11 protein-coding genes are annotated in these 12,617 nt (G+C 67.4%); 5 read left to right on the top strand and 6 right to left on the bottom strand.

The genetic code is table 11. The features are described from left to right. The 6 genes from ACU0BR_RS07115 to ACU0BR_RS07090 form a co-directional block, all read right to left on the bottom strand. On the bottom strand, positions 1–1,507 hold a 1,507-nt coding region (locus ACU0BR_RS07115), incomplete at its 3' end, for a M3 family oligoendopeptidase (protein ID WP_446156154.1). Positions 1,508–1,656: 149 nt separating this feature from the next. Continuing rightward, a complete protein-coding gene (locus ACU0BR_RS07110; protein WP_446156153.1) occupies positions 1,657–2,745 on the bottom strand; it encodes an endonuclease/exonuclease/phosphatase family protein in 1,089 nt (362 codons plus the stop codon). Further along, positions 2,742–4,355 (bottom strand): ATP-dependent DNA ligase, encoded by a 1,614-nt coding sequence (locus tag ACU0BR_RS07105; RefSeq protein ID WP_446156152.1) that lies wholly within the window; start codon positions 4,353–4,355, stop codon positions 2,742–2,744. Before ACU0BR_RS07105 ends, ACU0BR_RS07110 begins: the two co-directional genes overlap by 4 nt. Next, complete coding sequence (locus ACU0BR_RS07100) at positions 4,352–5,413, bottom strand: ligase-associated DNA damage response exonuclease (RefSeq protein WP_446156151.1); 1,062 nt, start codon at positions 5,411–5,413, stop codon at positions 4,352–4,354. The genes ACU0BR_RS07105 and ACU0BR_RS07100 overlap by 4 nt, the downstream gene beginning before the upstream one ends. 238 nt (positions 5,414–5,651) lie before the next feature. Next, positions 5,652–6,728, bottom strand: a complete 1,077-nt coding sequence (locus tag ACU0BR_RS07095) for an alpha/beta fold hydrolase (RefSeq protein WP_446156150.1) — start codon at positions 6,726–6,728, stop codon at positions 5,652–5,654. Continuing rightward, positions 6,715–7,002 (bottom strand): SCP2 sterol-binding domain-containing protein, encoded by a 288-nt coding sequence (locus ACU0BR_RS07090; protein ID WP_446156149.1) that lies wholly within the window; start codon positions 7,000–7,002, stop codon positions 6,715–6,717. The genes ACU0BR_RS07095 and ACU0BR_RS07090 overlap by 14 nt, the downstream gene beginning before the upstream one ends. Positions 7,003–7,167: 165 nt before the next feature. Here ACU0BR_RS07090 and ACU0BR_RS07085 point away from each other — a divergent pair, with 165 nt between their 5' ends. From ACU0BR_RS07085 to ACU0BR_RS07065, 5 genes are all read left to right on the top strand, one after another. After that, positions 7,168–7,635, top strand: a complete 468-nt coding sequence (locus tag ACU0BR_RS07085) for a tetratricopeptide repeat protein (RefSeq protein WP_446156148.1) — start codon at positions 7,168–7,170, stop codon at positions 7,633–7,635. A gap of 149 nt (positions 7,636–7,784) precedes the next feature. Then, positions 7,785–10,904 carry a helicase-related protein gene (locus ACU0BR_RS07080; RefSeq protein WP_446156147.1) on the top strand — a complete coding sequence of 1,040 codons (3,120 nt, stop codon included), beginning with the start codon at positions 7,785–7,787 and terminating at the stop codon, positions 10,902–10,904. Position 10,905: 1 nt separating this feature from the next. Further along, positions 10,906–11,364 carry an RNA-binding S4 domain-containing protein gene (locus ACU0BR_RS07075; RefSeq protein WP_446156146.1) on the top strand — a complete coding sequence of 153 codons (459 nt, stop codon included), beginning with the start codon at positions 10,906–10,908 and terminating at the stop codon, positions 11,362–11,364. A 52-nt stretch (positions 11,365–11,416) separates the two neighbouring features. Beyond that, on the top strand, positions 11,417–11,752 hold the full coding sequence (fdxA, locus tag ACU0BR_RS07070; RefSeq protein WP_446156145.1) for a ferredoxin FdxA: 336 nt from the start codon (positions 11,417–11,419) through the stop codon (positions 11,750–11,752). Positions 11,753–12,048: 296 nt separating this feature from the next. Next, on the top strand, positions 12,049–12,558 hold the full coding sequence (locus ACU0BR_RS07065) for a CarD family transcriptional regulator (protein ID WP_446156144.1): 510 nt from the start codon (positions 12,049–12,051) through the stop codon (positions 12,556–12,558). Positions 12,559–12,617: the final 59 nt, after the last annotated feature.

Raw genomic sequence — 12,617 nt, 5'->3', positions numbered from 1 at the left:
CGGCCTGCACGCTCATCCACAGGGCGTTGATGTCATCGGGCGTCAGCTCGCCGTTGCGCCGCGCGGCGTGCAGCTTGCATTCGAAATCGTAAAAGGCGATCTGGCGCACGACCGTGTTGATCATGTCCTCGACCTTGCCCGCCAGCAGGGTCTTGCGTTCGGCCTTGGTCTGCGCCGCGTCCAGCAGCTTGCGGAAGGTCAGCATCTCGCCGAAGACGCTGGCGGTTTCGGCCAGGGTCAGCGGCGTGGCCGACAGCAGCTCGCCCTGTCCGGCGGCCAGCACCTGGTGCACGCCGTGGCCCAGCTCATGCGCCAGGGTCATCACGTCACGCGGTTTGCCCAGATAGTTCAGCATGACGTAGGGGTGCACGTCCGACACGGTCGGATGCGCAAAGGCGCCGGGGGCCTTGCCGGGTTTGACGCCCGCGTCGATCCAGCCGCGATCGAAGAAGGGTTCGGCCAGTTCGCCCATGCGCGGCGAAAAGGCGTTGTAGGCCTGCATCACCGTGTCTTTCGCCTCGTCCCAGCCGACCAGCTTCTGGTCTTCGGCGGGCAGCGGCGCGTTGCGGTCCCAGACCTGCATCCGGTCGAGCCCCAGCCATTTCGCCTTGAGCTTGTAATAGCGGTGCGACAGGCGCGGGTAGGCGGCGACCACCGCATCGCGCAGCGCCTCGACGACCTGCGGTTCGACGTGGTTGGCCAGGTGGCGCCCCATTTGCGGCGTCTCCAGCCCGCGCCAGCGGTCCTCGATCTCCTTTTCCTTGGTCAGGGTGTTGTGCACGCGGGCGAAAAGCTTGACGTCGCGGCGGAACACCTCGGCCAGGGCGCGGGCGGCGGCCTCGCGCCGGGCGCGGTCGTGGTCGGTCAGCAGGTTCAGCGTGGCCTCCAGCCCCAGAACTTCGCCGCCTGCCTCGCCGTCCACGTGGAATTCCAGCCCGGCCATATGTTCGTCGAACAGCCGGTTCCAGGCGGCGGCGCCGACGGTGGACTGATCGTGGAGGAATTTCTCCAGCTCGTCGGACAGCTGATAGGGACGCATCGCGCGCAGCCGCTCGAACACAGGGTTGTAGCGGGCGAGATCGGCATTGCCCTCGGTCAGCCGCGTCAGATGTTCGTCCGGCAAACGGTTGAATTCCAGCGAGAAGAAGACAAGCGGCGTGGTATAGTTGGTGATCCGGTCCTGCATGTCGGCCATGAACTTGGCGCGTTCGGGATCGGTGGTGTTCTGGTAATAGCGCAGTCCGGCAAAGGACATCAGCCGCCCGCTGATCAGATCGATCTTTTCGTAGCGCAGCACGCAATCGAGCATCTCGGCCGCGTTCAGCCGATCCAGCTTGCCCTCATAGTCGGCGGCGAATTTTTCGCAGGCCTCTTCCAGCCAATCCTGATCGCGCTTGAGCTCCGCCGCGTCGGGCGCGGGGTAGAGATCGCTCAGATCCCATTCGGGCAGATTGCCGAAGGCGTCTGCCCCTGTGTCGGAGGCGGCGTCGCGGAGAGGGTTTTGCATCATCGAGGCTTTCTTGTCCTTGCGTTCGTGACAGAAGATATGATCGCGGCGCGGCAGGCTCAACCCGCGTCAGCCCGGGGGCAGGACCACGTCAGCCCCAGGTCGGGCCCTGGGTCGGGCCCTGGGTCGGGCCCTGGGTCGGGGCCGCGTCAGTTCTGGGTCCGCTTGTCGGGGGCGTCGGGCAGGGCGCGCGCGGCCTCGATCGCCGTGCGGGCCTCCTGCCGGTCGTCGGGCGCGGCGGGCACGACGCGGGCATCCGCCATTTCGCCCACGCAGAGATCGGCGCGCACGGGATAGTGGTCGGACCCGATGTCGGGCAGCACGGTGAAATCCACCAGCCCCAGGCCGCGCTGCCACAGAATCTGGTCCAGCGGCCATTTCATCCAGCGGCTTTCGGCATCGAAACTGCTCATGGGCGCGCGGCCCACGCGCGGGTCGACCAGCCCGCCCAGCCGCATCGCGCGGCGGGTGGTGCGTTCCCAGGGGGTGCCGTTGAAATCGCCGGCCAAGATGGCGGGGGTCGGGCTGTCGGCGGCTTCCAGCGCGGCCTCCAGCAAAGTCGCGTCGCGCATGGTGGAGGGCTGGAGCATCTGCGGCGGCCGTGGGTGGATGGCGAACAGGCGGACGGGCGCGGCCGGGTGCGCCGCCTCGGCCACGATCAGCGGCGTGTCGGCGCCGAAGGGAAAGCGCACCTGGCTGTCGCGCAGGGGCAGGCGCGAAAAGAGGTGCATTCCGAAATAGGTGGCATCGTCGGGTATGCTCTGGACGTGCTCGGCGAACTGCGCGTCGAGCGGGCGCAAGGCCCGGTCCCAGCGTTCATTGGTTTCCATGACGATCAGAAGATCCGGCCGTTCCGCGCCCGCCAGATCAAGCAGCAGCTGCGGCTTTTCGTTGCCGCGCCGGACGTTGGCCACCATCACGCGCAGTTGCCGGTCCGCGGGGCAGTCGGCGGTTCGTTCGATCATCGGGGACGCCATCGGCTGATAAGGCCACAGCCGGTAGCCGTGATAGACCAGCGCCAAGGCTGCCATCGCCGCGACGGCCAGCCCCCAGCCGCGCATCAACGCCCCCAGAGCCGCGAAAACCGCCAGCAACACGATGAGCGCCAGCGCGAACTGCATCCGCGGGAAGTCGAGATAGCGGATGAACCAGATGTTGGTCTCGATGAAGGGCAGCAGGGAGGCGACGCTCAAAAGCACGATCAGCCCGCCCGTCAGCCAAAGCGCGGCGCCCCTCATGCCTCCGTCCCCGCGTAGGCGCGCAGCATCTCCTTCAGGTCGTCCAATGTGTTGGCCTCCTCTTTCGGCTTGTCGTGGCGCCAGCGGGCCATGCGGGGGAACCGCAGGGCGATGCCCGACTTGTGGCGCGTGCTTTCCTGAATGCCCTCGAAGGCGATTTCGAATACATGCTCGGGCGTGACCTGGCGCACGGGACCGAACTTGGCTTGCGTGTTGCGGCGCACCCAGGCGGTGATCTTGCGGAATTCGGCGTCGGTCAGACCCGAATATGCCTTGGTAAACGGCACCAGCTCGGTTCCGTTCCACACCGCGAAGGTGAAATCGGTGAACAGATTGGCGCGGCGGCCCGATCCCTGCTGCGCGTAGATCAGCACCGCATCGATCGACAGCGGGTCGACCTTCCACTTCCACCAGTCGCCTTTCTTGCGGCCCGCCAGATAGGGCGAGCCGCGCCGCTTGAGCATCACGCCCTCGGCCACGCGTTCGCGCGATACCTCGCGCAGCGCGGCGAGATCGCCCCAGGTGGCGAAATCCAGCAGCGGCGACAGGCGCAGGTTCGCGGCATCGGGCAGCCCGCCCAGCAGCCCGTCCAGCCGCGCGCGGCGTTCGGCGAAGGGGCGGGCGCGGATATCCTCGCCCTCATGCTCCAGCAAATCATAGGCGCGCAGCACCACGGGCGCCTCGGCCAGCAGCTTTTTCGGGACGGTCTTGCGCCCGATGCGCTTTTGCAGCGTGTTGAACGGCAGCGGAGCGCCGTCCATGCCGCCGGTCCAGGCCAGCAGCTCGCCGTCCAGCACGGTGCCGGGGGGCAGAAAATCCATGGCGGCGGCAAGCTCGGGGAAACGGTCGGTCACCAGCTCCTCGCCGCGCGACCACAGGAAATGCTGGCCCTCGCGCAGGATCAGCTGGCCGCGGATGCCGTCCCATTTGTATTCCGCCGCCCAATCCGCCGGATCGCCCAGCCCCTCGGGCCCCTCGTCGAGCTGATAGGCCAGATAGAACGGGTAGGGGCGCGACAGGTTGGCGGCGGGGTCGTGTTCCTCGATCAGCGCGGCGTAGCTGGTGGTCTCGGGCGTCCATTCGCCCATCAGCCGGTGGCTCAGCTCCGCCTCCTCGATGCCGGTGGCGCGCGACAGGGCGCGGGTCATCAGCTTCTGGCTGACGCCCATGCGGAAGCCGCCGGTGATCAGCTTGTTGAAGACGAAGCGCTCGGTATGGGCCAGCCTGTCCCAGGCGTCGAGGATGCGCTGGCGCTTCTCCTCTTCGGGCAGGGGGCCAAGCTGCTTGGTGTAGTCGATCCAATAGGCCAGCGGCGCGTCGCTGTCGGCCTGCGCCTCGGGCAGGATCAGGGCGATGGTCTCCGCCAGATCGCCGACGATGGGGTAGGATTCCTCGAACAGCCACAGCGGCAGGCCCGCGCGTTCGGCCGCCCAGCGGCGCAGAAGCGTCGTGGTCACGCCCCGGCGCGGGCGGCGCCCCGACAGCAGCGCGATGGTCCAAAGGCGGTCGGCCTCCGGCGCCTCGGCGAAATAGGCGGCCAGCGCGTCCACCTTGCGCGTTGTCTTGGTGGTCTGGTCAAGCGCGGTGAAAAGCGCGGCGAAGCGTTTCATGGCGCGGCATCCGGGGACGGGACAGCCGCGGCCGCGTTGCCGGTTTCCGCGGCCTCCTCGCGCTCCTCCAGCGCCTCGCCCTCATATTCCGTCTCGACGACCTGCGCGTCGTAACCGCGGCTTTCCAGCCAGCGGCGAAAGATCGTGGTATAGCCGTGGGTGACGAATATCCGCTCCGCGCCGGTCTGGGCGATGGCGTCGTTCAGCCCCTGCCAATCCGCGTGGTCGGACATCACAAAGCCCCGATCCGCCGCCCGCCGCCGCCGCACGCCGCGCAGCGCCATCCACCCCGAGGCAAAGCCGGTCGAGGCAGGCCCGAACCGCCGCGCCCAGGGCGTGCCCAGCGCCGAGGGCGTGGCCACCACCAGCGCGCCGCCGTGGTTTCTCGCGTCGGTCTCGGGCGTCACGCGGATCGTCTCGGGCAGGGCGATGCCCTGGGCGCGCATCACCTCATTGGTATTTTCCACCGCGCCATGCGTCAGGATGGGGCCGATCGAGGCATCCACATTGGCCAGGATGCGCTGCGCCTTGCCCAGGGCATAGGCGCCGATGATGCTGGCGCGTCCGGCGGCGCGGTTGGCTTGCCACCACTCGTTGATCTGGGCCGTCACCTCATCCTGCGGGGTCCATTTGAACACCGGCAGCCCAAAGGTGCATTCGCTGATGAAGGCATGGCAGCGCAGCGGCTCGAACGGCTCGCTCAGCCCGTCGGGGGTGGTCTTGTAGTCGCCCGAGACCACCCAGACCTCGCCGCGGTGCTCCACCCGGATCTGGGCGGAGCCGGGGACATGGCCCGCCGGGTGATAGGACACCCGCACGCCACGGATTTCGCGCGTCTCGCCGTAGTCGACCGTCTCCAGCGCGATGTCGCCCAGCCGGTGGCGCATCACCGGCGCGGCCGCGCGGGTCGCCAGGTAGCGCGCGTGGCCGGGGCGGGCGTGGTCGGCATGGCCGTGGGTGATCAGCGCCCGGTCGACGGGGCGCCAGGGATCGATGAAGAAATCGCCCGCCGCGCAGTAGATGCCACTCTCGGTGAAGCTCAGCACAGGTGCGCTCATCGCCGCTCTCTCTCCCCGTCTCGTCCGGTCTGGTCCATTCCGGCGCAGATAGCGCGATCGATAGCTAAAGACAGGGGTGTTGTCCGCGCGCGGCCCGGCTCGCAGGGGGGAAGGCCAACTGATCCGCGAAATCCGGTCCGCGCTGTCGCGCGTGATCGAACCTGCGCGGACCCGGCCGGGGCAGCATGAAGAGAGAGAGCGACGGGGGGCGGGCGTCTCGCCTCCGTCGGGGCGGCATTCAGCGGTGCGCGTCGAAATGGGCCAGCGTGCGGTCAAAGAACATTCGGCGCAGCGTGGGCGCTTCCATCATCACCTCATGCTCGCCGCCCGGCACCTCGATCAGCTCCGCCTCGGGCCAGCGGGCGGCGCGGCGGCGGATCGCGGCGGTGTCCACGATTTTCTCGCGCGAGCCGACGAAACAGAGGCTGGGCACGGCGGGCGATTCGACCCGTTCCAGCGCCCGGCATTCGCGCAGGGCGGTGTAGACCCAGCCGATGCTGGGACCGCCAAGGGCGAGATCGGGGTGCTGCGCGATCTGGTGGCGCATGTATTTGTACATCGCCTGGTCGGTCGTCAGCATGTTGTCATCGAAGGGCGCCGTGGCGACATAGCTTTCGCTGCGCGATCCGGGCGCGAAGCTCAGCGCCATCTTCGCGTGGTATTCGGAGGTCCATCCGATGCCCCAGGCGATCGGGCGCAGCGCGGCGGAAATGCGGATGCCGAGCATGGGCGCCGACAGGCAGGCGGCGGCAGGCGCCAGCCCCTCGATCAGCGCGCGAAAGGCGATCGCGCCGCCCATGCTGTGGCCCAGCAGGAACCAGGGCCGCGGCAGGTCCAGCTGCGTGGCAAGCTCGATCACCGCGCGCACGTCCGTCTGGTAATCGGCAAAGGCGCGGACGTGCCCCAGGCCGCGGTCCTCGCCCAGGCGGTCGGCCAGCCCTTGGCCGCGCCAGTCCACCGCGACGGTGGCATAGCCGCCTGCCGCGAATTCGGCCGCGGCGGGGCCGTATTTCTCGACGTATTCGGTACGACCGGGAAACAGCAGCACGGTGCCCCGGTCGGTGGGAACGCCCCTGCCGGTCGCATCGGCCGTGCCCCTGTCGGTCGTCTTTTTCGCAAGCGCGCCTGCGTCGACGCCCGCCCGGCCGGGGGGCGTCGCGTCCGAAGCCGCGCCTCCGTCCGCGCGGGGGTCGGCCCAGACGCCCGCCCGGATGCGCACGCCGTCCGTGCAGCTCAGCCAATAGCCTCGCCCCGGAAGCGGCGTCGTCGTCACATCGTTGTAGAGCGGCGCCCGTTCCACGTTACGCCAGCGCACTGCCCAGCCGCATCGCGGTGCCCATGTCGCCGTCGACCTTGAGCTTGCCCGACATGAACGCGCCGGTCGCGTTGGTATCGCCGCTCAGGATCGACTGAAAGGTATCCGCGTCGGCGGTCATGGTGCAATCGGCATCGCCGTCACCGGCCCGCGCGCCGGCATCGTCGAGCATGATGGAGCCTTCGTCCTCGATGACGAATTTCGCGGAGCCGTCGAAGCTGCCGTCCAGCCGGGCGTTCAGCGCGTTCACGGCCTGTTCGATTACGTCGCTCATATCGTGATATCCTTTAAATTTGACCGGCTGCGCTATTTCATTTTCCGCCGGTCGGGTTAAGCTGGTCCCGTTATGAGGTCAGCATTCCCGTTTGCCAATTATGTCGTGGCGGCAGCCTTCGCCTGTTTGACATATGCCCTGCCTGCCGCCGGACAAGGCAGCGACGTGGATTCGCTGCTCGACCGGCTGTCGCAGCCGGGGCTGGACGGCTGGGAATTGGTCGAGAGGCAGATCCTGACCGCCTGGTCGCATTCCGGCTCCGCATCGATGGATCTGCTGCTGGAGCGTGGCAGGCAGGCGCTGGACGAGGGCAGGCCGCAGGACGCCGTGCAGCATTTCAGCGCGCTGATCGATCACGCCCCCGATTTCGCCGAAGCGTGGAACGCCCGCGCCTCGGCCTATTTCCAGCTGGGACGCTTCGGCCTTGCGATCGGCGACATCCGGCATGTGCTGGCGCTCAACCCCCGACATTTCGGCGCGCTGACCGGGCTGGGCCTGACCCTTGAGGAGATGAAGGACAACAAGGATGCGCTGGCGGCCTATCGCGCGGCCCGCGCTATACATCCCAATCGCCCGGACCTAAAAGAAGCGGTGGAAAGGCTTGAACCTCAGGTCGAGGGCACCGAACTCTAGCCTGGCGGGACGGGCTGCGGGCGCGGCTACGCGTATCGGCGGTGCCGGATGCGGCGTCGTCATAGGTTTGTCGAAGCCCGCGAAGGAAACGAAAAGGTCCGGGCGCGGCACCGGTTCAGGCACAGGCGAACAAGGCTCGGGAACAGGCGATGCGCGACCAGCACCACCGGATCACGGCCGTCCTTGGCCCGACGAACACCGGCAAGACACATTACGCGATCGAACGGATGCTGAGCTATCGCACCGGCGTGATCGGCCTGCCGCTGCGGTTGCTGGCGCGCGAGGTCTACGACCGGATCGTCGCGATCCGGGGACCCTCGGTCGTGGCGCTGGTGACGGGCGAGGAACGCATCGTCCCGGACCGCACGCAATATTGGGTGTGCACGGTCGAGGCGATGCCACAGGAAATCGGCGCCGATTTCGTCGCCGTGGACGAGGTGCAGCTTTGCGCCGACCCCGAACGCGGCCATGTGTTCACCGACCGGCTGCTGCACGCGCGCGGCCTGCTGGAAACCGTCTTTCTGGGATCGGACACGATGCGCCAGGCGATCGCCGCGCTGGTGCCCGAGGCCGGGTTCATGCAGCGCGAGCGGTTCTCGGAATTGAGCTACACCGGCTCGAAAAAGATCAGCCGGATGCCCGCGCGCTCCGCGATCGTCGGATTTTCGGTGGAAAACGTCTATGCCATCGCGGAGCTGCTGCGCCGGCAGAAGGGCGGCGCGGCGGTGGTGATGGGCGCGCTCAGTCCGCGCACGCGCAACGCTCAGGTCGAACTCTACCAGAACGGCGACGTCGATTATCTGGTCGCGACCGACGCCATCGGCATGGGGCTCAACCTCGATATCCGCCATGTCGCCTTTTCCGCGACCACCAAGTTCGATGGCCGCCGGATGCGACCGCTCGCCCCGAATGAGCTGGCGCAGATTGCCGGTCGCGCGGGGCGGCACCTGCAATCGGGCAGCTTCGGCGTGACCGGAGAGGCCGCCCCCCTGTCGGAGGAGGTGGTGGAGGCGATCGAGAACCACCGTTTCACCCCGATTCGCAAGTTGCAGTGGCGCAATTCCGCCCTGGACTACAGCACGCTCGCGCGGCTGATCGCCTCGCTCGAGGCGCCGACCGACGATGAGTGGCTGCTGCGCACCCGCGAATCGGACGATCTGTCGGCGCTGAAAACCCTTGCGGAGGCGCCGGGTCTGGCGGCCGGGCTGCGCGGCGTCTTTGACGTGCGGCTTTTGTGGGATGTCTGCCGGATCCCCGATTTCCGCGGGATTTCGGCCGCCGAACATGCCGGTCTGCTGGAAACCATCTTCGGCTTTCTGCGCGACACGGGCCGTGTGCCCGATGACTGGCTGGCGCGCCAGATTCAGCGCATCGACCGTACCGACGGCGATATCGATGCACTTTCCAAACGATTGGCCTATATCCGTACCTGGACCTATGTGGCGCAACGCAAAGGCTGGGTCGAGGATATGAGCCATTGGCGCGAGGCGACCCGCGCTGTAGAAGATCGCCTGTCAGATGCGCTTCACATTCGTCTGACACAAAGATTTGTCGACCGGCGCACCAGTGTCTTGATGCGCCGCTTGAAGCAGAAGGAGGGCCTGGTGGCCAACGTGAACGACAAGGGTGAAGTGACGGTGGAGGGCGAATTCGTCGGCCGTCTTGCAGGGTTCCGCTTCCGCCAGGATACCAGCGCCACGCCGGATGAGGCCAAGACGCTGCGCAGCGCCGCCGTGGCCGCGCTGGCGCCGGAATTCCACCTGCGCGCGGATCGGTTCTACAACGCTCCGGATACGGAGATGGACTATACCGAACAGGGCGGTCTGATGTGGGGCGAACATGCCGTCGGCAAGCTCGTCGCAGGGTCCGAGCCGCTGAAGCCCCAGGTCGAGGCCTTCGTCGACGAAGAGGCCGGGCCCGATGTCACCCAGAAGGTGCAGCGCCGCCTGCAGCATTACATCGATCGCCGCATCGCGACCCTGTTCGAGCCGCTGATGAACCTGTCGCGCGATGAGGAATTGACCGGCCTGGCGCGCGGCTTCGCCTTCCGCATGGTCGAGGCGCTGGGCGTGCTGCCGCGCGATCAGGTGGCCGCCGAGGTCAAGGATCTGGACCAGACCGCGCGCGGCGCGCTGCGCAGGCATGGCATCCGCTTCGGCCAGTTCACGGTGTTTCTGCCCGCGCTGCTGAAACCCGCGCCGACGCGTCTGCGGCTGGTGCTGTGGTCGCTCTCGAAGGGTCTGTCCGAATTTCCCGAAAGCCCGCCGCCGGGGCTGGTGACGATCCCCGTGGTTCCCGAAGTGCCCGAGGGCACCTACACGATGTCGGGCTACCGTCCGGCGGGCGGGCGCGCGATCCGCATCGACATGCTGGAACGGCTGGCCGATCTGATCCGCACCCAGGATACCCGCGGCGGTTTCGAGGCCAACCCCGACATGCTGTCGATCACCGGCATGACGCTGGAGCAATTCGCCGACCTGATGCAGGGCCTGGGCTATGCCGCCGAGCGCGCTGAACGCGCAAAGGCGCGCGCCGCCGCTGCCCCCGATCCGGCGGCGCAGGCGCCCGACGAGGGCAGAGGGGCTGGAGCAGAGGCTGGGGCAGTGGTTGGGACAGAAGCTGGGGCTGCGACAACGCCAGTCGCCTCTGGCGCAGATGTGCCGGGCGATGCTCCGATCGAGGTGCCCGTGCCCACGCCCGCGGAAACCCCGCCCACGCCCCCCGCCGAGGCGCCCGTGCAGGACCCGCAGGAAGCCCCCGGCACACCGCCCGCCGAAGCCCCCGTGCAAGAGCCGCCCGAAACCCCGCAGTCCCCGCCGAGCGAAGTGCCCGACGAGACCCCCGGCAGTGCGGCCGCCCCAGCCGCCGAAGCAGCCCCCGAAGGCGCGCCCGAAGCAGCCCCCGAAGATGCCGAAAAAGCGTCCGATACCGCTGCCGCCGATACCGCTGCCGCCAATACTGCTGCCAAAGAGATGGAGGTTTTCTATACCTTCCGCTGGGCCCCGCGGCCCGCGCGCCGGGCCAATCCCAACCGCCGCCCCGAGCGGGCCGCCGGTGGCAAGCCGAACGGCCGGTCCGGTGACAAACCCGGCGGCAGGCCGGACGGCAAATTCAAACCACGCGGCAAGCCACGTCCGAAGGCCGGCGGCAAGGATCAGCGCGACGCAGGCCCCAAGACCTTCCAGGCCCGTCCCGAGCGCAGGAAGGACCGGATCGATCCCGACAACCCCTTCGCCGCCGCGCTGATGGGGCTGAAGGAAAAGCAGTAACTTGGCCACGCAGACCCCACCCGCAGCACCAGGGCCGCGCCCGACGCAGCGGGTGGACAAATGGCTGTGGCATGCGCGGTTCTTCAAGACGCGCGGCCTGGCCGCCAAGCTGGTGACGGGCGGGCATCTGCGCGTCAACGGCGCGCGTGCGGGCAAACCCGCCCGCGCCGTCGGCCCCGGCGATACGCTGACCTTCCCGCAGGCGCGCCGCGTCCGCGTCGTGCGGATCGAGGGGCTGGCCGAACGGCGCGGCCCGGCGGCGGAGGCGCAGGCGCTCTACCATGATCTTTCCCCGCCGGAGCCCGATCCTTCGCCCGCCGAGCACGTCGGAGGTGGGCACGCCGGAGGTGGGCGCGCGGGAACAGCCGTTTCGCATGGTCCCGTCCGGGCGGGAAAAGGGCGTCCCACCAAGCGCGATCGCCGAAAGCTCGACCTTTCCCGCCCGGACCCGCTTGAATGATATCTCGCAGGGGAATAGGTAGCGGCCGAGCGACAAGAAAGCGATCGAGCCCATGACCTATATCGTCAACGACAACTGCATCGCCTGCAAATACACCGACTGCGTCGAAGTCTGCCCGGTGGACTGCTTCTACGAAGGCGAAAACATGCTGGTGATCCATCCCGACGAATGCATCGATTGCGGCGTCTGCGAACCCGAATGCCCCGCGGACGCGATCCGCCCGGACACCGAGCCCGACACCGACAAATGGGTCGAATTCAACCGCAAGTATTCCGAACAATGGCCGGTCATCATCACCAAGAAAGATCCGCTGCCCAATGCTGACGAGATGGACGGCAAGGAAGGCAAGATCGAGCTGTTTTCGGAAAAGCCGGGCGAGGGCGGCTGAGCGCCCGACCGATTCGCGAAACGGCGCCGGAAAGACGGCATCACGACGGCCCGGGCAGCCGCAAATGCCCCTTATTACCCTGCGTCTCGAAGCTATTCTGCAATGCAGCGCTTCCGAACAGGGCAATTTTCTGCTATATTGGATGGCAAGAGTGAAATGCGCTTGAACTCGCGCGGTGGGGCTGCACCCGCCCCGGGAGTTTCTTGCCGACCCTGATCAACCGACAGGCCGGGCGGTTCCGCCGCCCGTCCTGCCGGTTTCGGTGACTGGTCACAACTGTAAGGATCGCTGCTGCCATGAGTAAGTCGAAAAAGTCCGAATTCCGTCCGAACGACTATGTGGTCTACCCCGCGCATGGGGTCGGCCAGATCGTCTCGATCGAAGAGCAGGAAATCGCCGGGCTGACGCTGGAACTTTTCGTCATCACCTTCGAAAAGGACAAGATGACGCTGCGGGTTCCCACCAACAAGGCGACCGAAGTGGGCATGCGCTCATTGTCGAGTCCCGATGTCGTTTCGCGCGCGATGGCCACGCTGAAAGGCAAGGCCAAGGTCAAAAAGGCGATGTGGTCGCGCCGCGCACAGGAATATGAACAAAAGATCAACTCGGGCGATCTGATCTCCATCGCCGAAGTGGTGCGCGATCTGCACCGGACCGACGATCAGCGCGAGCAAAGCTATTCCGAGCGTCAGCTCTACGAAGCCGCGCTGGAGCGTCTGACGCGCGAGGTCGCCGCTGTCAGCGGCTCCGACGAGGATGTCGCGCAGAAAAAGGTCGATGAGGTTCTGGTCTCGCGCGCCGCGTGATCCGCGGCGGCGCCTGCGAAAACCTCACCTGAGAAAACCTCGCCTGCGAAAAGACCCGA

The organism is Brevirhabdus sp. (assembly GCF_052826345.1).
This window is presented reverse-complemented; position numbering and strand designations above follow the sequence as displayed.